This is a genomic window from Kosakonia sp. R1.Fl (genome assembly GCF_023516815.1).
GTDB lineage: Bacteria > Pseudomonadota > Gammaproteobacteria > Enterobacterales > Enterobacteriaceae > Kosakonia.
This window is the reverse complement of the sequence record NZ_JAMGSQ010000001.1, coordinates 401,777-419,378: the sequence shown is the minus strand read 5'-3', so window position 1 is coordinate 419,378 and position 17,602 is coordinate 401,777. Positions and strand designations below refer to the sequence as shown.

The following is a 17,602-nucleotide window of genomic DNA, read 5'->3' as shown; positions in this document are numbered from 1 at the left end:
ATGGCTATATGGATATAGAAGAAATAGTGGCGCTTAGTGTAAAGCATAATGTCTCGGATCTACACCTGTGCAGTGGCTCAGTGCCGCGCTGGCGGCAGCAAGGCCGTCTGGAACCCGCGCCGTTTGAAATAGCGGATCTCGCCGGGCTGATTGATTTGCACCTCAATACGGCTCAGCAGCGTCTGTGGCGAGAGCGGGGGCAGGTCGATTTTGCCCTGACGACAGCCGCAGGGCACAGGCTGCGGGCAGGTGCCTTTACGCGTCACGGTGGCGTTTCGCTGGCGTTACGCTTGTTGCCGCAAAGCTGCCCACTGCTCAGTGAGCTGGATGCCCCTGCGCCGTTGAGCGAATTACTTGGGCGGGAAAATGGCCTGATTCTGGTGACGGGCGCGACCGGCAGCGGCAAATCCACCACTCTGGCAGCCATGGTGGATTATCTGAATCAGCATAACGATGCGCATATTCTGACGCTGGAAGATCCGATCGAGTTTGTTCACACCAGCAACCGCTGCCTGATTCAGCAGCGGGAGGTGGGTCTGCATTGCATGTCATTTGCCGACGGCCTGCGCGCGGCGCTGCGTGAGGATCCGGATGTGATCCTGCTCGGTGAGTTGCGCGACAGTGAGACCATCCGTCTGGCGCTGACCGCCGCAGAAACCGGGCATCTGGTGCTGGCGACGCTGCATACGCGCGGTGCGGCACAAGCGGTGGAGAGGTTGGTCGATACCTTTCCGGCGCAAGAAAAAGATCCTGTGCGCAGCCAGCTGGCGGGAAGCCTGCAGGCGGTGCTGGCGCAAAAACTTGAGGCGGACAAGCGGGGAGGGCGAGTGGCGTTATTCGAGTTGCTGATCAACTCTCCGGCGGTGGCGAGCCTGATCCGCGAAGGCAAAACCCACCAGTTGCCCGGCGTAATGCAAACCGGGCAACAGGCGGGAATGCAAACTTTTGCACAAAGCCACCAACAGCGAGTGCTTCAAGGCTGGCTTTAGCGGATGTTGAGCGAGTAAACCGCAGGCAGCGCGCCCGCCGTTTTCAGGATCTCCAGCCTGACGCTACGCACCGTCAGCGGTTCTTCCAGCCTGTGCTGGCACACCGAGTGGTGGTTATTTTCCACCTCGGCCAGGAGCTGTTCATCGGCCCACAGACGGTAGTGCGTGATGCAATGCGGCGTTACGGCATAGTGATGACCCATCTGGACCGACTCCATCGCGTTATCGAAATCGTTGTCCTGTACCAGCGTAAGATGCTGCAACGTCTGCGGCTCCGCCCAGCGCCAGATGATTTCCGGGGCGACATCATCAGCGGCGGGCGTCCATGCGTTGATTTGCTGCTCCGGACGCAAGCGGCCATTTAAGACATTCTGCGCACTCCAGCCATTCAGTGGCTGGCTGAAACGCAGGGCAGGGAAGATCTGCTGCGGGTGGCGGCGCGGCAGCCAGAAATCGAACTCGTCAACGCCATAATCGCCATCTGCGACCTGCCGGGTGTGTTTTGCCACACGGGCGTTAAGGCTGTTAAAGACCGTCATGATGCCCGGCAGGTGGGTATCCGTGAGCGCAATTTCGATACCTTCCTGCGCTTCGAAAGCGACAAACACATACTGGTCGCGATCGCTTTGCCACTGGAAGGCCAGGGTGTGCTCTGCTTCGCCGGAGACCTGAAGCACGTTTTCGTCGTATTGATAGTCCGGGGTGAAGTTCCCGGCGCGTGCACTGCCAAGCAGCGAAACCGCCAGTGGCTGCGGTGTTGATGCCCGTAAACGCAGTGTCATTTCGGGCAGTTGCGCGCCTGCGCGTACGGGTAACAGTATCGCCATGCGCTCCGAAAGCGACTGCCAGCTGCCGTTGGGTTCCAGCTCGCTCAGTTGGTATTCGCTGCTGGCGCTGACGGTAGCGCCTTGCGCCGGATCGTTCAGCCACTGGCGTGGGATATGACAGCCAGTGGCCTGTAAATGTTGCTGCAAAGCGCTGATATGCTCGCGCTGCGCCAGCTCACGCGGTAGCAGGTTAAGCACTTTACACTGCGCGGCAGCGCGCCCGACAACTTCGCCCAACAGACCGCAAGTACACATCACACGGGCGCTGCCGAAGGCGACATGCGAAGCGGAGATCAACCGCCCGGTAAGCAATAAGTTATCGAGCGAACGGCTGTAGAGGCTGCGAAACGGAATGGTGTAGGTGCCTTTGCTGTGAAACTGCCGGCAACCGTCGTGGGTGCTGTACACGCCATCCGCCGGGTGCAAATCTATCGACCAACCGCCATAACCTACGGCGTCGTAGTGATCGCGCTGCTCAATAATGTCCTGTTGGCACAGCAAATGATCGCCCAGGAAACGGCGGCTTTCGCGTTTTCCGGGGATCGCGCCGACCCATTCGATAGTCATGTCGGCGGCTTCAGGGAATTCGCCAGAGTTTTTAATGTGATCCCAGACGCCCCAGACAATCTTCCACAGTTCCCATTTGATCTCTTCACTTTCGTGTACGGTATCGAGGCGGCCTCCCCACTCCAGCCACCATAAATCGCAGCCGTTCAGCGTTGACGTCAGGCGCTTATAGCGCGGGATCTCAGTGATATCTTTCAGCGCAAAAGAGGGGGGAACAAAGTTGACCGGCCCGGTGGTTTGCTTGGTGTAAAAATAGATGGAGTGGCCCAGCTTATGGCCAAAATTGTCACCGGGCGCCATTTTTTCGCCCAGCTCTTCTGCTTCTTCCGCGCCTTCACGGTATTCTGCGCCCGCCAGAAAACCGAGTACGCCGTCGCCGGTGGCGTCGCAGAACTGCGCGGCACTTATGGTGTAAAAGGTTTCGTTAATGGGGTTGAAGGCTTTTACCGCAGTGAGGGCGTTTTCCGTTTTTTCGACCTCAAAGACGGCGGTATTGAGTAGCAATGTCAGCCCCGGCTGGCTTTTGGCAAGATCCAGCAATACCAGGTCGAACATCACCGGATTTCCCTCTTTGTTCCGCCAGAGGTTCTCTTCCATGATTTCGCCCATGATGCCGCCTTCGCGTGCCCAACGGTTATTATTACCCATATGGGAGGTTGCGCCGTTGGCCCACAGACGCACTTCGCTGGAGGCATTTCCGCCCAGCACTGGCCTGTCCTGAACGAGCACCACTTGCAGGCCGTCTCGCGCTGCCGCCAGCGCGGCGCAAAGCCCCGCCAGCCCGCCACCCGCAACTAACAGGTCTGCGTGCAGTTGCTGCGTTGGAAATGTTCTGGCATCGGTTTGAGGAAAGATTTTCATAACCTTGTTTCCTTCTTTACTGGCGGTAAAATCGGTTTTTCGAGCAACCTGAAAAGTGAACCTGCAATGTCTTCACAACCCAATCAAAGCCTGATCGACGGCATTCGATGCCTGCAGTATCTGGTTTCCAGCGATCGCGCCATTGGCTGTCGCGAACTGGCTCGCCTGATGGGCATTAACACAACCCGTGTAAACCGGTTGTTGATGACCATGGCTTCTATTGGCCTGACGATGCAGGACGCACAGCGTCGCTATCTGCCTGGTCCCGGAATTCATGCGCTGGCGGCGCAGGCTATCCGTGGTTCAGCACTGTTCTCCCAGGCGCTGCCGCTACTGGAAAGCCATGCCCCGAAAGATATCGTGGTGGCAATGGGTGTGCTCTGGGAGGATCAGGTGATCTATATCTATCACTCCGAGCCCGGTAGCCAGGTCAGCCAGGCGCTGGCTGGTTTTCATATGCTTCCGGCCTGGCAGTCCGTCATCGGCATGGCGTTACTGGCGGCAGAAAGTGATGAAACCCTGCAACAGCGCTTTAGCGAAGAGCAGTGGCGACTGCTTGGCCCGCATGTTGCTGAACAGCGCGAGCGCGGCCACGTGGTCTGGCACCATGACGACGGTGAAGTCTCGATGGCAAAACCCCTTGGCGCGCACTCCGCCGCGCTCGCCTTTGCCGGAATGTGGCACGTTGACGACGCGGTCGTGGACACACGACTGCAGGCACTTCACGCGCTGGTTGAACGCCTGACGGAAAAATCCTGACGCTGCTAATGTCACAATGTTTCTTTTATAGAAACACGGAATGAAATGCAAAAAGCACAGCCAGAAACTGTGAGAACGATCGGCAGAAAGCCGCGAACAGGTCGCGGCTTTCGTCGGGTCAGGAACAGGGAGAACGGCTGGTTGGGGCTGGTTCAGAAATGTTGTTCGAAGTAGCTCTCAAGGATGATGACTGCGGAAGCGGAATCGACACTTCCTTTGTCGAGCGCGCGAAAACCGCCGCGTTCAAACAGCCCGGCGCGGGCTTCTACGGTGCTTAAGCGCTCATCATGCAGCGTCACCTGTACGCCAAAACGACCATGAACTTTGTTGGCAAAGTTACGGGCACGGGCGGTGAGGGGTTGCTCGGTGCCGTCCATATTCAACGGCAAACCCACAATCACGGACTCTGGCTGCCACTCTTTTAACAATTTTTCGATAAGCTTCCAGTCCGGCGTGCCGTCCTGCGCTTTCAGCGCGCTGAGCGGGCGAGCCGTGCCCGTGATGCGCTGCCCGATGGCAACGCCAATGCTTTTGGTGCCGAAATCAAAGGCTAACAGGGTTCCGCTCATCAGGCGTGTCCCGCCACGCCTGGCATGGTGGAGATATCGATGCCGATAAGTTTAGCCGCTTCACGCCAGCGATCGGCGATCGGCGTTTTAAACAGAATGTTGAGATCCGCAGGTGCCGTGAGCCAGGCGTTATCAAGGATCTCCTCCTCGAGTTGCCCTTTCTCCCACGAGGCATAGCCCAGCGCTACCAGCACTTCGCTCGGTTGCTCTGCCGTGCCAAGCGTCTCAAGCACATCGCGCGAGGTGGTGATCACGGTGTTATCCGACACGCGAATGCTCGACGAGAATGCCGCTGGTGGCGTGTGCAGAATAAAACCGCGATCTTCAGCTAACGGGCCGCCAAGCAGCACCGGTTTATCCAGGCGGATTGCCGGATCGCGTTCTGTGGGCTGGATTTTGAGTTTTTCCAGAACACCTTCCACTTTCAGGTTTTCCAGAGGCTTATTAATAATCAGCCCCATTGCACCTTCATCGTTGTACTCGCAAATGTAAACCACGGAGCGACGAAAGAGGGGATCCTGAAGAGCAGGCATGGCAATAAGAAAGTGATGCTGTAAATTCATTGTCAGAGGTTCTGTTTCCTGGTTCAAAAAAGCGACAGCTTAGTATGGGGGGAAAGCGGAGTGCTGTCACTAGCCAAAGCTGGCGAGGGGCGGGATCCGTCCCGCACCTTTCTATGACAGTTATTTTCCGAGGCGTTTCTCGATAGCGTCCATCAACATACCGGTAATGGAGATCGGGAATTCCGCTTCGATTTCGCGTATGCAGGTCGGGCTGGTGACGTTAATTTCGGTCAGGCGATCGCCGATAATATCCAGGCCGACAAAGATCAACCCTTTGGCTTTCAGCACCGGCGCGACTTTACGCGCGATAGCCCAGTCGCTTTCGCTTAATGGACGCGGTTCGCCGCGTCCACCTGCGGCGAGGTTACCGCGGGTTTCACCGCCCTGCGGAATGCGCGCCAGACAGTAAGGCACCGGTTCGCCATCAACGACCAGCACACGTTTGTCGCCATCTTTGATGGCGGGCAGGTAGTTCTGCGCCATGCAGTAGCGGCTACCCAGCTCGGTGAGCGTTTCGGCGATAACCGAGAGGTTTGGATCGCCCTCTTTCACGCGGAAAATTGAGGTGCCGCCCATGCCGTCCAGCGGCTTAAGAATGATGTCGGTGTGCTTCTGCCAGAAGGCTTTCAGTTGTGCTTTGTTGCGGGTGACCAGCGTTTCCGGGGTTAATTCCGGGAACCAGGCGGTGAACAGTTTTTCATTGCAGTCGCGCAGGCTTTGCGGTTTGTTAACGATCAGCGTGCCTTTTTCTTCCGCACGTTCAAGGATATACGTCGCATAAATATATTCGGTATCGAACGGCGGATCTTTACGCATCAGGATGGTGTCCAGCTCAGCGAGAGCAAGATCCTGTTCGCTGCCGAATTCATACCATTTGTCGTAATTGTGTTCGACGGACAACGTACGAGTTCGGGCGCGGGCTTCACCGTTGATCAGATAAAGATCCGCCATCTCCATATAGTGCAGCTCGTAGCCGCGGCGCTGAGCTTCCAGCAGCATGGCGAAGCTGGAGTCTTTTTTGATATTGATGTCCGCGATGGGATCCATCACGATGCCGAGCTTGATCATTCTGCTTCTCCTTTCAACCCAGGTCGCCGAAGCGCACCTGAAGCGCGGTGATGGCGGTAAGCGCCGTAGTCTCTGTGCGTAGCACACGGGGGCCTAACAAAATATCTGTGAACTGATAACGCGCGGTCATCGCAATCTCGTCGGCGGATAACCCGCCCTCCGGGCCAATCAGTAAGCGAACGCGTTCAACGGGCAGCGGTAGCGTGTTGATACTCTGGCTGGCGCGCGGATGCAGATTCAACTTTAAGCCTGCTTCCTCTTCGGCGCACCAGGCTTCGAGATCCATCGCCGGGCGAATTTCCGGCACCCGATTGCGCCCGCACTGTTCACAAGCGGCAACGGCAATTTTTTGCCACTGCTGAAGCTTCTTGTTCAGACGTTCAGCATCCAGTTTAACCCCGCAGCGCTCAGAAAAAAGTGGCGTAATGAGGCTTACCCCAAGCTCAATCGATTTCTGGATAGTGAATTCCATTTTTTCACCACGCGACATTACCTGGCCGAGGTGAATATGCAGCGGCGATTCACGATCGTCCACTTCACTGCCAAGAATTTTCACCACCACGTTTTTTTTATCGGCGCGGATAATTTCGGCCTCAAACACCTGATTAGAGCCGTCGAAAAGCTGAATGGCCTGGCCTGGCCCCATACGCAGCACGCGTCCGACATGGTTGGCAGCATCTTCGCTGAGGGCGATATCATGGCCTGGCTGGATAAGTTCTGGGTGGTGGATGCGGGGAATGCGCATGGTATTTCGAATCCGCTTAGGTTGCAGCCCCGGCCGGAATTAACGGGCGGGGCGGACTGTAACAAATGCCGCTAGTGTAGGTTAGCTCTTTCGCGCCATGCAAGCGCGCTGCACGTAAGGGTTATGGTTGCCCTGCACGTTGGCGATGCGCTCGTCACGTTTGCACTCCCAGTCGGTTACCGGATAAAGCTTGTCCCAGGCGGTGAAAAGCTGAGTTTGCTGGCGTGAAAGGCTGAGCTGGTACTGGTCACGCATATAGAAATAGGTACGGGCAATCGCGCCGCGAGCGCGCACCGGCGGTTCGGCGAGTTTTTCTTTGAAATCGATTTTCATGCCGCACTGACCGTACTGGCTTTCACCGCCGTTCCATTGACCGTACATAAAGTTGCCGCGATCGCCGTTTACCTCACCAACGGCAGGTTGCAGGTTGTGCATATCGCTTTCGATTTTACGGTACACCGGATCTTTGGCGCAGTTTTTACGCCCGCCATCCTGCCAGCACTGGCGCAGATGGCCGAACTGCCAGGCGGGCATGACATGTTCCCATTCGACCCGGCTGGCGCGGTTTTCGTTTTTACGCACCTGGTAGCCGCAAGACGCGAGGTCGATAACCCCTTTTTTACCCTGCCAGTTAATTTTACAGCCGCAGTAGAAATCGCCCGGCACATCGGCGTTAACTTTGACGCCCGCCGCTTTGGCCTGGGCAAAACTGTTGATGCCGTCCGCTGCGAGGGCGGGAACAGCTATCAGCGCGAAGAAGAGTGAGATAAAACGAAACATGGCGAACTCCCTGTCAAAACGAGTTCGCAACGTAGCGGAAGCTGTTGCCTGATGCAATCAGTTCGCGCGGAAAACTTCTTAATGGATTCAGTTACTCGCGCCAGCAGCCAGCGGCTCGCCGCAGTGTACGCAGCGGTAAACCGCTTCGCCGCGCAGCACCCGGTTGTGTCGTCGTACCGTTAACTGGTGCTGCTGGCATTTGCAATGGTATGGGAAAGTATTGGGCCGCACAGATTCCAGTTCGAACTGATGTGTGCGGCGAGCGGGCACACCGAGCACGCTCTCCATCATCCACTTCCACTCTTTACCGTGCGGCACGACGCGACCAAAGTGCTTCCACACCAGCAAGTGGGCAAGTTCGTGAGGAACCACCTCTTCAATAAACGCCTGCTGGTTTTCGAGTAGCAATACGGGGTTAAGTCGGATCTCGTAATCGGCCAGCCAGGCGGTGCCCGCCGCCGTGCCGCGCTGTTGATATACCAGTTTCGGTTCCGGGTAGTTGCGCCCCAGTTTCAGGTTCGCTTGCGCGAGTTTATCCCGCAGGCTGCGCATCACGGCTTGCTGAAGAGCGATTGGAAGACGGGGTGTTTTCATAAGTGCAGAGAATAGGTGGGGCGGGGCAGGAGTGCAACAGGCAAAAAGCAAAGGCTTCCTCCGCAGAGGAAGCCTTTAAGGTTAGTTGTGAGAACCAATTTCGCGCAGCGGGCGGCCACGCATCAGGTTACGCTCGATGTGCTCCAGCGAAACATGTTTTGTTTCCGGCACCAGCCACAGCGTCAGCACGATGAACAAGACGTTCAGACCGCCGTAGACCCAGAAGGTGTTGGCGTTGCCCAGCGTGTTCAGCATGGTCAGGAAGGTTGCGCCGACAATCATGTTGGCAATCCAGTTGGTCGCGGTGGAGCAGGTGATACCGAAGTCGCGGCCTTTCAGCGGCTGAATTTCGGAACACAGTACCCAAATCAACGGACCGGCACTCATGGCAAAGCCAACAATAAACATCAGCAACATGGCGACAGCAAAGTATTGTGCCGATGGCGAATGGATACCCAGATGCAGCATGGTGCCCAAAATGCCCATACCAGCCGCCATCACCAGGAAGCCCAGCACCAGCGTGGGTTTGCGTCCCCAGCGATCGACAAGACCGATGGCAATAAAGGTCGCCAGTACGTTAGTCAGACCGACGATCACCGTGCCCCACATCTGCTCAGTGGTATTGGTGTAGCCCGCCAGTTCAAAGATCTTCGGCGCGTAATACATGATGACGTTCATCCCGGTGAACTGCTGCATCACCTGCAACAACACGCCAAGGAACACCGCGCGGCGGAAGTTGCTGTTCTCTTTGAACAACGCCCAGCCGGTCTGTTTTACCTGCAGGCTTTCGCGGATCTCTTCCAGCTCGTTTTTCGCTTCGGCGCTGGTATCGCGCAGGCGTAACAACACGCGTTCGGCGTCATGGAAGCGGCGCTTGGCGGCAAACCAGCGCGGGCTGTCCGGCAGGAAGAACACGCCAATCAGCAGCAAAATCGCCGGAATGATGATGACGCCCAGCATCCAGCGCCATGCGCCGCTGTAGCTGAACGCGGTGTCAGAGAGATAAGCGCCCAAAATCCCGATAGTGATCATCAACTGATACATAGAAATCATGCTGCCGCGAATTTTTTCCGGCGCGATTTCAGAGAGATACAGCGGCGCGGTGTAAGAGGCAATACCAACCGCCAGACCGAGCAGTACGCGGGAAATAATCAGCACTTCCACGTTTGGTGCTGCCGCAGAACAGAGCGAACCGATGACAAACAAGACTGCGCCAATCATCAGGCTTTTTTTACGCCCCAGGCGCCAGGAGAGCCAGCCGCTGCCGACAGCGCCAACGGCGGCACCGAACATCATTGAGCTGACCACCCACTCCTGCGTGTGTGCGCTAATCTGAAAATCTTTGGTAATAAAGGGCAACGCACCAGCGATTACCCCAATATCCAGGCCAAAAAGCAGTCCTGCCAGTGCAGCGAGGAAACAAACAAAGAAGGTCATTGCCTTGTTTGAATACCCCTGTTTTTTATTGTCAGGCATTATGCCCTCCATTCATGTCATTGGTTTTTTCGATGTAAAAGGTAGGCCACTCATCACTAAAAATACGTGATTTACATCACATGAGTGTAATCGGTTACATTGCAATAAGGCCGTCAATGTAAATAAAAGTGTTAATTATTATAGAATTGTTGGGCGGTAAAGGAGAGGGGGCGCAGTGAGTTTCAGACTAAACCGAAACGGAATGTAACAGTCATGTTATGTTCGTTTTTCAAAAGGAAAAGTCTGAAAAATCAGCGAAGCGCAGCGGTGTAATCGCTTTCAGATAAATACGGTGTGGGATAAGTGAGTATAGGCGATGGAAAAAATCGCGGCGGAATGAACAGGTGTCAAAAATAAAAAGGCCAGCATAAGGCTGGCCTGAACAGCAACGCGGTCAGAGAATTATTCCAGACCGGCAGCTTCACGCAGCAGCGCCGCTTTGTCGGTTTTTTCCCATGGGAATGTTTCACGACCAAAGTGACCGTATGCGGCGGTTTGTTTGTAGATCGGGTGCAGCAGATCCAGCATCTGGATCAGGCCGTACGGACGCAGATCGAAGAACTCGCGCACCAGCAGCGTCAGCTGTTCGATGGCAATTTTCTCCGTACCGAACGTTTCCACCATGATGGAGGTCGGTTCAGCCACGCCGATAGCGTAAGAAACCTGGATTTCACAGCGATCGGCAAGGCCTGCCGCAACGATGTTTTTCGCAACGTAACGCGCAGCATATGCCGCAGAACGGTCAACTTTTGATGGATCTTTACCGGAGAATGCACCGCCGCCGTGACGAGCCATGCCGCCGTAGGTATCAACGATGATTTTACGCCCGGTCAGACCGCAGTCGCCCATTGGGCCACCGATAACGAAACGGCCCGTCGGGTTGATGAAGAATTTGGTTGAGGCGTTCAGCCATTCGGTCGGCAGGATCGGTTTGATGATCTCTTCCATCACCGCTTCTTGCAGGGATTTCTGATCGATATCTTCTGCGTGCTGAGTAGACAGAACTACCGCGTCGATGCCGACGATTTTGCCGTCGTCGTACTGGAACGTCACCTGGCTTTTCGCGTCCGGACGCAGCCACGGCAGCGTGCCGTTTTTACGCACTTCAGCCTGGCGCTGAACCAGACGGTGAGCATAGGTGATCGGTGCTGGCATTAGCACGTCGGTTTCATTGGTCGCATAGCCAAACATCAGCCCCTGGTCGCCAGCGCCCTGTTCCAGCGGGTCTGCACGGTCAACACCCTGGTTGATATCCGGAGACTGTTTACCAATTGCGCTCAGTACGGCGCAGGAGTTCGCGTCAAAGCCCATGTCCGAATGCACATAGCCGATTTCACGTACGGTGTTACGGGTGATCTCTTCGATATCTACCCACGCGCTGGTGGTGATTTCGCCACCTACCAGCACCATGCCGGTTTTGACGTAGGTTTCACAAGCAACGCGTGCTTTCGGATCCTGCTCGAGGATAGCGTCCAGCACGGCATCGGAAATTTGGTCAGCGATTTTGTCAGGATGCCCTTCAGAGACGGACTCGGACGTAAAAAGGTGTTTTGCCATAGTAAGTTTTCACCCTGGAGTAATACGGTTAGCTCGAATTCTGTGTCCGGAGGTCTTCGCGTCTGGCGGACGCGGACTGCAGAAGGTGACACATGAAGTCTGCGTGTTAATCGGTTCTGCGCATACATTCTTCACGTATGGACGGATTAACATCTGGATGGCTATTCTAGGTTAACTCTTGACCTTATTGCCAGCGTTTTTTGATGTTCGCCACATCCTGTCACAAATAGTGACGGAAAATTTTCCTGGCAATGCGGCAAACACAGCTTTTTTATTTTGCATTTTCACCCCGTTCTCGGTATAAAACGCCGCGCGCGGCTCATTAAAAAAGCGCACGGCAGAAACGCTGTGTCGCCACTTCCAGCCGGGTTAAGCAGTGAATTTAATGGCTTTGGCTTGTCGCGGGTCTTAACGGCTTGCGTGGAGGTGATAAGAGATAATGAAGCGCTGTTTTCTACAGGACCTGTCGCGTCGTTCTGACGTGCGTTTATTCCCCGCAACCTGCATTTCAAATCTGCAAACCTGCCGATGTTATACCCATTTCGGCGCTTCTCAGGACTCCAGGGCCGGTAAGGCATTGTGATAACTGAACAAGGGCTCTCCTGTTAGATCAGGGGGTTTTCTCGTGGTTTCGCCGGGCTGTCATACTCGAGTCCCGATACGTGTTTTACAATGATATGAATAAGAAACCGGTCGCACAGTCGGTGCTTCAGCATATTTCGCTGAAAAGTCAGACTGTTTATGGGTTGTTATCGCTATGTGTCACTGCGATAGTAGTCAACTATTTTATCCGCATGCATTTTCGCGCGGTCGCCTTTGGGCGTCGTGATATGCACAGGGTATACACTTTCATCTATTGAGGTTCGTTATGTCTGACGACATGTCTTCGTTTTCGCCTTCGTCAGCAGGCGAACAGGGTGTACTACGTTCCATGCAGGAGGTTGCGATGAGCTCCCAGGAAGCCAGCAAGATGCTTCGTACTTATAACATTGCCTGGTGGGGCAATAATTACTACGACGTCAACGAGCTGGGCCATATCAGCGTTTGCCCGGATCCGGATGTCCCAGAAGCCCGTGTCGACCTGGCGCAGCTGGTGAAAGCGCGTGAAGCGCAGGGGCAACGTCTGCCCGCGCTGTTCTGTTTCCCGCAGATCCTGCAACACCGTCTGCGTTCGATTAACGCCGCCTTCAAACGTGCGCGTGAATCTTACGGTTACAACGGTGACTATTTCCTGGTTTACCCGATCAAGGTGAACCAGCATCGCCGCGTGATTGAGTCGCTGATCCATTCCGGCGAACCGCTGGGGCTGGAAGCGGGCTCCAAAGCGGAACTGATGGCGGTTTTGGCGCATGCGGGCATGACCCGTTCGGTGATTGTGTGTAATGGTTATAAAGACCGTGAATACATTCGCCTCGCGCTGATTGGCGAGAAGATGGGCCATAAGGTCTATCTGGTGATTGAGAAAATGACCGAAATCGCCATTGTGCTGGAAGAAGCCGAGCGCCTGAACGTGGTACCGCGTCTTGGCGTGCGTGCGCGTCTGGCATCGCAGGGTTCCGGTAAATGGCAGTCCTCCGGTGGCGAAAAATCCAAATTCGGTCTGGCGGCGACCCAGGTACTGCAACTGGTGGAAATCCTGCGTGAGCGCGGACGCTTAGACAGCATTCAACTGCTGCATTTCCACCTCGGTTCGCAGATGGCGAACATTCGTGATATCGCCACTGGCGTGCGCGAATCGGCGCGCTTTTATGTTGAACTGCACAAGCTTGGCGTCAATATTCAGTGCTTTGACGTGGGCGGCGGTCTGGGCGTGGACTATGAAGGTACGCGTTCCCAGTCCGATTGTTCAGTGAACTATGGCCTGAACGAATATGCCAACAACATCATTTGGGCGATTGGCGATGCTTGCGAGGAGCACGGTCTGCCGCACCCGACGGTGATCACCGAATCCGGCCGTGCCGTAACCGCACACCATACCGTGCTGGTTTCCAACATTATTGGTGTTGAGCGTAACGAATACACGCCAGCGATCCCACCGGCCGAAGATGCGCCGCGCGCTTTGCAAAGCATGTGGGAAACCTGGCAGGAGATGCATGAGCCGGGTACGCGTCGTTCGCTGCGCGAATGGCTGCACGACAGCCAGATGGATCTGCACGATATCCATGTCGGTTACTCTTCTGGCACATTCAGCCTGCAAGAGCGCGCGTGGGCCGAGCAGCTTTATCTGAATATGTGCCACGAAGTGCAGAAGCAACTCGATCCGAGCAATCGCGCGCATCGTCCGATTATTGATGAGTTGCAGGAGCGCATGGCGGACAAAATGTACGTCAACTTCTCGCTGTTCCAGTCGATGCCGGATGCGTGGGGGATCGATCAGTTGTTCCCGGTTCTGCCGTTAGAAGGGTTGAATCACGCGCCGGAACGCCGTGCCGTGCTGCTGGATATCACCTGTGATTCCGATGGCGCTATCGATCACTACGTGGATGGCGACGGGATTGCGACCACCATGCCGATGCCGGAATACGATCCGGAGAACCCGCCGATGCTGGGCTTCTTTATGGTCGGTGCTTACCAGGAGATCCTTGGTAACATGCATAACCTGTTCGGCGATACCGAAGCGGTGGACGTGTTTGTCTTCCCGGATGGTAGCGTTGAAGTGGAGCTTTCTGATGAAGGCGACACCGTGGCGGATATGCTGCAGTACGTGCAGCTCGATCCGAACACGCTGCTGACGCAGTTCCGGGATCAGGTGAAACAGACCGGGCTTGATGAGACGCTGCAACAGCAGTTCCTCGAAGAGTTCGAAGCCGGGCTTTATGGCTACACCTATCTGGAAGACGAATAACGCAGGTTATAGCGTCTGACCGGTAACGAACTGAATCCCTTCCTCGCCAGCACGGTGCGGAAGGGATTTTTTTCTCTAAGGCTCTATGCCAGAAGCGTTGCGCGAAAGCGGTGTTACTCGCGATCTGCTTCCTTTGCATCGCCGCAGATGGATCAAAGAGGCCGGGAAGGAACAACGTGTAGTGATCCTGTGATAACGGCGCAATGCGGCAGTCACTCTGCTTCGTTCAGCGAGAGGCGCTTTCAGTCATAGAAAAAAGGGAGGCAAGATTGCCTCCCAATGCATTAATTAATGCCATCTGCCGCCATGCGATCGCGGATATGCTGCGCACGCTCAGCCGAGGCGGGGTGATCGTCAAACATCGAACTCTGACGGCCTTCTTCCATCTTCGCCAGTTTTTCGAAGCTGGTGGCTAACCCGGCTGGACTGATGCCGCGTTTGCGCAGCAGGTCATAAGAGTAGTCATCCGCTTCGGCTTCCTGGCGCTGGGAGAACTGGGAGTTAACCAGTTGCTCGCCCAGTGCGCCAAGCTGCGACTGCGACAAGCTGCCCACAATCCCGCCGGCGGAGGCCGCCGCCGCGCGCACCGCATTGGTGCCGAGCGCAACCTGCATGCCTTTCTTCACATGGCCTAGCGCCACGTGGCCCATTTCGTGGCCAATCACCGCTTCAACTTCGTTATCGGTCATCATGTCCATCAGCGCACTGTAAACACGGATGCAGCCATTCGCCATGGCGAAGGCGTTGACGTCTTTCGCCACGTAGACTTTGTAGTTCACCGGCTGGCCATTGATGTTGTCACCCAGAGCGGTGGCAATTTTATTCAAACGCTGCGTGTACGGGCTGCTCGCCGGGGCGATAGTCGCTTTGCTGTCCATCTGCTTACAGGCGTCATCGCTTAGCGCTTTTACCTGCGCGTCGCTCAACGTGTAGGCCTGGAACGCTTCCGCTCCTGAGCTGAGAAAACCGTTGGAGTTCATGTTCTGACACCCGGCAAGCAGGGTGGTCATTCCCAGAGCAAGCAGGGCTGGGCGAATTTTCATTTGTTCTCTTCCGCAATGATTGGATAGCTATTCTGTTCATACACCAATTCAGGCGAACCGGTGGTGAGCCTAAGTATAAGGAACAGAACAGAAGGCGGGCGAGGAGATTGCGCAACATGCGAGCAGCTTCCAGAGATTTCTGAATCGGCAAAAGGATGCTCCATGTACATGACTTGTCGCTTGGGTTACATTGTTGGCACTTTTTTCCGGCGTAGCCCAAAACGCGCTGTCGTCAAGTCGTTACGGGAACAGCCCTTAACAGTCCGATCTGGAGTCAAAATGTCCTCACGTAAAGAGCTTGCTAATGCTATTCGTGCGCTGAGCATGGACGCGGTACAGAAAGCCAAATCCGGTCACCCGGGAGCCCCGATGGGGATGGCCGATATCGCCGAAGTGCTGTGGCGTGATTTTCTGAACCATAACCCGACAAATCCGGCCTGGGCTGACCGTGACCGCTTTGTGCTGTCTAACGGCCACGGCTCAATGCTGATTTACAGCCTGCTGCACCTCACCGGCTACGATCTGCCGATGTCCGAACTGCAGAACTTCCGTCAACTGCACTCAAAAACGCCGGGCCACCCGGAAGTGGGTTACACCGCAGGGGTTGAAACCACTACCGGTCCACTGGGCCAGGGCATTGCCAACGCGGTAGGTATGGCGATTGCTGAGAAGACTCTCGCAGCGCAGTTCAACCGTCCTGGGCATGACATTGTTGACCACTTCACCTACGCCTTTATGGGCGACGGTTGCATGATGGAAGGCATCTCCCACGAAGCCTGCTCGCTGGCCGGTACGCTGAAGCTGGGCAAACTGGTGGCGTTCTATGATGACAACGGCATCTCCATTGATGGTCACGTGGAAGGTTGGTTTACCGACGATACGGCGAAACGCTTTGAAGCCTATGGCTGGCACGTGGTTCGTGGCATTGACGGCCACAACGCAGACGCCATCAAACGCGCCGTTGAAGAAGCCCGCAGCGTGACGGATAAACCGTCCCTGTTGATGTGCAAAACTATCATCGGTTTCGGTTCGCCGAACAAAGCCGGTACCCACGACTCCCACGGTGCGCCGCTGGGCGATGCGGAAATCGCGCTGACCCGTGAGCAGCTTGGCTGGAAATACGCACCGTTTGAAATCCCGTCTGAAATCTATGCGCGATGGGATGCAAAAGAAGCAGGCCAGGCGAAAGAAGCGGCGTGGAACGACAAGTTCGCTGCTTACGCAAAAGCCTTCCCGCAGGAAGCGGCTGAATTCACCCGCCGTATGAAAGGCGAGCTGCCGTCTGATTTCGACGCTAAAGCGCAGGCCTTTGTTGAAAAGCTGCAGGCCAATCCGGCGAAAATCGCCAGCCGTAAAGCCTCTCAAAATGCTATCGAAGCCTTCGGTCCGCTGCTGCCGGAGTTCCTCGGCGGTTCCGCTGACCTGGCACCTTCGAACCTGACTCTCTGGTCCGGTTCGAAAGCGATTAACGAAGACGCTGCCGGTAACTACATTCACTACGGCGTGCGCGAATTCGGCATGACCGCGATTGCTAACGGTATCGCTCTGCACGGCGGTTTCCTGCCGTACACCTCCACCTTCCTGATGTTCGTTGAATATGCCCGTAATGCGGTGCGTATGGCAGCGCTGATGAAACAGCGTCAGGTGCTGGTTTACACCCACGACTCGATTGGTCTGGGCGAAGACGGCCCGACTCACCAGCCGGTAGAGCAGGTCGCTTCCCTGCGCGTTACTCCGAACGTCAGCACCTGGCGTCCGTGTGACCAGGTAGAATCTGCAGTGGCGTGGAAATACGGTGTTGAGCGCCATGACGGCCCAACTGCGCTGATCCTCTCCCGCCAGAACCTGGCGCAGCAGGAGCGTACCGCGCAGCAGCTGGCAGATATCGCCCGCGGTGCGTACGTACTGAAAGATTGCGCAGGTCAGCCGCAGCTGATCCTGATTGCCACCGGCTCTGAAGTTGAGCTGGCTGTCTCGGCGTGGGAAAAACTCTCTGCCGAAGGCGTGAAAGCGCGCGTGGTTTCCATGCCGTCCACCGACGCATTCGACAAACAGGATGCGGCTTACCGTGAGTCCGTACTGCCGAAAGCGGTCTCCGCTCGTGTGGCGATTGAAGCCGGTATTGCTGACTTCTGGTACAAATATGTCGGCCTGAACGGCGCTATCGTCGGTATGACCACCTTTGGTGAGTCCGCCCCGGCAGAGCAGCTGTTCGAGGAGTTTGGTTTCACCGTCGACAATGTTGTAGCAAAAGCGAAAGCGCTGCTGTAATCATCCTCTGGCCCGGCGGCGCAACGCCTGCCGGGCCAGCATGACCACCATTTCCCATTGTGCCTGGGTTTTATCAAGGCTACAGATT

16 protein-coding genes are annotated in these 17,602 nt (G+C 55.8%); 6 read left to right on the top strand and 10 right to left on the bottom strand.

The window, feature by feature from the left end; genetic code table 11:
* Positions 1 to 8: 8 nt before the first annotated feature.
* A complete protein-coding gene (locus tag M8Q36_RS01960) occupies positions 9 to 989 on the top strand; it encodes a type IV pilus twitching motility protein PilT (RefSeq protein WP_249879857.1) in 981 nt (326 codons plus the stop codon).
* Here the strand turns inward: M8Q36_RS01960 and M8Q36_RS01955 are convergent.
* On the bottom strand, positions 986 to 3,244 hold the full coding sequence (locus tag M8Q36_RS01955; protein ID WP_249879856.1) for an FAD-dependent oxidoreductase: 2,259 nt from the start codon (positions 3,242 to 3,244) through the stop codon (positions 986 to 988). The genes M8Q36_RS01960 and M8Q36_RS01955 overlap by 4 nt on opposite strands.
* Before the next feature lie 66 nt (positions 3,245 to 3,310).
* Between M8Q36_RS01955 and M8Q36_RS01950 the strand changes: the two genes are divergently transcribed.
* Entirely contained in the window at positions 3,311 to 4,003 is a 693-nt protein-coding gene (locus tag M8Q36_RS01950) for an IclR family transcriptional regulator domain-containing protein (protein WP_249879855.1), read from the top strand.
* Positions 4,004 to 4,155: 152 nt separating this feature from the next.
* On the opposite strand, the gene ruvX is transcribed toward M8Q36_RS01950, so the two are convergent.
* The 8 genes from ruvX to metK form a co-directional block, all read right to left on the bottom strand.
* Complete coding sequence (ruvX, locus tag M8Q36_RS01945) at positions 4,156 to 4,572, bottom strand: Holliday junction resolvase RuvX (protein ID WP_017457579.1); 417 nt, start codon at positions 4,570 to 4,572, stop codon at positions 4,156 to 4,158.
* On the bottom strand, positions 4,572 to 5,135 hold the full coding sequence (locus M8Q36_RS01940) for a YqgE/AlgH family protein (protein WP_017457580.1): 564 nt from the start codon (positions 5,133 to 5,135) through the stop codon (positions 4,572 to 4,574). Before M8Q36_RS01940 ends, ruvX begins: the two co-directional genes overlap by 1 nt.
* Positions 5,136 to 5,255: 120 nt before the next feature.
* Positions 5,256 to 6,203, bottom strand: a complete 948-nt coding sequence (gshB, locus tag M8Q36_RS01935) for a glutathione synthase (protein ID WP_097406108.1) — start codon at positions 6,201 to 6,203, stop codon at positions 5,256 to 5,258.
* 13 nt (positions 6,204 to 6,216) lie between these two features.
* Positions 6,217 to 6,948: a 16S rRNA (uracil(1498)-N(3))-methyltransferase gene (rsmE, locus tag M8Q36_RS01930; protein ID WP_249879854.1), complete on the bottom strand. Its 732-nt coding sequence runs from the start codon at positions 6,946 to 6,948 to the stop codon at positions 6,217 to 6,219.
* Between the two features lie 81 nt (positions 6,949 to 7,029).
* A complete protein-coding gene (gene endA / locus M8Q36_RS01925) occupies positions 7,030 to 7,728 on the bottom strand; it encodes a deoxyribonuclease I (RefSeq protein ID WP_249879853.1) in 699 nt (232 codons plus the stop codon).
* 87 nt (positions 7,729 to 7,815) lie between these two features.
* Positions 7,816 to 8,322 (bottom strand): SprT family zinc-dependent metalloprotease, encoded by a 507-nt coding sequence (locus M8Q36_RS01920; RefSeq protein WP_249879852.1) that lies wholly within the window; start codon positions 8,320 to 8,322, stop codon positions 7,816 to 7,818.
* A gap of 81 nt (positions 8,323 to 8,403) precedes the next feature.
* Complete coding sequence (locus tag M8Q36_RS01915; RefSeq protein WP_249879851.1) at positions 8,404 to 9,798, bottom strand: sugar porter family MFS transporter; 1,395 nt, start codon at positions 9,796 to 9,798, stop codon at positions 8,404 to 8,406.
* A 402-nt stretch (positions 9,799 to 10,200) separates the two neighbouring features.
* Positions 10,201 to 11,355, bottom strand: coding sequence for a methionine adenosyltransferase (gene metK / locus M8Q36_RS01910; protein WP_017457586.1), 1,155 nt, complete (start codon positions 11,353 to 11,355; stop codon positions 10,201 to 10,203).
* A 439-nt stretch (positions 11,356 to 11,794) separates the two neighbouring features.
* On the opposite strand from metK, the gene yqgG reads away from it, so the two are divergent.
* From yqgG to speA, 3 genes are all read left to right on the top strand, one after another.
* Positions 11,795 to 11,938 (top strand): small protein YqgG, encoded by a 144-nt coding sequence (gene yqgG, locus M8Q36_RS25545; protein WP_419177757.1) that lies wholly within the window; start codon positions 11,795 to 11,797, stop codon positions 11,936 to 11,938.
* Between the two features lie 94 nt (positions 11,939 to 12,032).
* Positions 12,033 to 12,215, top strand: a complete 183-nt coding sequence (yqgB, locus tag M8Q36_RS25540; RefSeq protein WP_502825464.1) for an acid stress response protein YqgB — start codon at positions 12,033 to 12,035, stop codon at positions 12,213 to 12,215.
* A gap of 8 nt (positions 12,216 to 12,223) precedes the next feature.
* Positions 12,224 to 14,200, top strand: coding sequence for a biosynthetic arginine decarboxylase (gene speA, locus M8Q36_RS01900; RefSeq protein WP_249879850.1), 1,977 nt, complete (start codon positions 12,224 to 12,226; stop codon positions 14,198 to 14,200).
* 284 nt (positions 14,201 to 14,484) lie between these two features.
* Here the strand turns inward: speA and loiP are convergent, their stop codons facing one another.
* Positions 14,485 to 15,243 (bottom strand): metalloprotease LoiP, encoded by a 759-nt coding sequence (loiP, locus tag M8Q36_RS01895; protein WP_249879849.1) that lies wholly within the window; start codon positions 15,241 to 15,243, stop codon positions 14,485 to 14,487.
* A gap of 279 nt (positions 15,244 to 15,522) precedes the next feature.
* Here loiP and tkt point away from each other — a divergent pair, with 279 nt between their 5' ends.
* Positions 15,523 to 17,514 (top strand): transketolase, encoded by a 1,992-nt coding sequence (gene tkt, locus M8Q36_RS01890; protein WP_249879848.1) that lies wholly within the window; start codon positions 15,523 to 15,525, stop codon positions 17,512 to 17,514.
* Positions 17,515 to 17,602: the final 88 nt, after the last annotated feature.

What these genes read in the sequence shown, in the direction of transcription:
- M8Q36_RS01960 (WP_249879857.1), top strand. Translation starts at nt 9, where the DNA reads ATGGATATAGAAGAAATAGTGGCGCTTAGTGTAAAGCATAATGTCTCG.
- M8Q36_RS01955 (WP_249879856.1), bottom strand. Translation starts at nt 3,244, where the DNA reads ATGAAAATCTTTCCTCAAACCGATGCCAGAACATTTCCAACGCAGCAA.
- M8Q36_RS01950 (WP_249879855.1), top strand. Translation starts at nt 3,311, where the DNA reads ATGTCTTCACAACCCAATCAAAGCCTGATCGACGGCATTCGATGCCTG.
- ruvX (WP_017457579.1), bottom strand. Translation starts at nt 4,572, where the DNA reads ATGAGCGGAACCCTGTTAGCCTTTGATTTCGGCACCAAAAGCATTGGC.
- M8Q36_RS01940 (WP_017457580.1), bottom strand. Translation starts at nt 5,135, where the DNA reads ATGAATTTACAGCATCACTTTCTTATTGCCATGCCTGCTCTTCAGGAT.
- gshB (WP_097406108.1), bottom strand. Translation starts at nt 6,203, where the DNA reads ATGATCAAGCTCGGCATCGTGATGGATCCCATCGCGGACATCAATATC.
- rsmE (WP_249879854.1), bottom strand. Translation starts at nt 6,948, where the DNA reads ATGCGCATTCCCCGCATCCACCACCCAGAACTTATCCAGCCAGGCCAT.
- endA (WP_249879853.1), bottom strand. Translation starts at nt 7,728, where the DNA reads ATGTTTCGTTTTATCTCACTCTTCTTCGCGCTGATAGCTGTTCCCGCC.
- M8Q36_RS01920 (WP_249879852.1), bottom strand. Translation starts at nt 8,322, where the DNA reads ATGAAAACACCCCGTCTTCCAATCGCTCTTCAGCAAGCCGTGATGCGC.
- M8Q36_RS01915 (WP_249879851.1), bottom strand. Translation starts at nt 9,798, where the DNA reads ATGCCTGACAATAAAAAACAGGGGTATTCAAACAAGGCAATGACCTTC.
- metK (WP_017457586.1), bottom strand. Translation starts at nt 11,355, where the DNA reads ATGGCAAAACACCTTTTTACGTCCGAGTCCGTCTCTGAAGGGCATCCT.
- yqgG (WP_419177757.1), top strand. Translation starts at nt 11,795, where the DNA reads ATGAAGCGCTGTTTTCTACAGGACCTGTCGCGTCGTTCTGACGTGCGT.
- yqgB (WP_502825464.1), top strand. Translation starts at nt 12,033, where the DNA reads ATGAATAAGAAACCGGTCGCACAGTCGGTGCTTCAGCATATTTCGCTG.
- speA (WP_249879850.1), top strand. Translation starts at nt 12,224, where the DNA reads ATGTCTGACGACATGTCTTCGTTTTCGCCTTCGTCAGCAGGCGAACAG.
- loiP (WP_249879849.1), bottom strand. Translation starts at nt 15,243, where the DNA reads ATGAAAATTCGCCCAGCCCTGCTTGCTCTGGGAATGACCACCCTGCTT.
- tkt (WP_249879848.1), top strand. Translation starts at nt 15,523, where the DNA reads ATGTCCTCACGTAAAGAGCTTGCTAATGCTATTCGTGCGCTGAGCATG.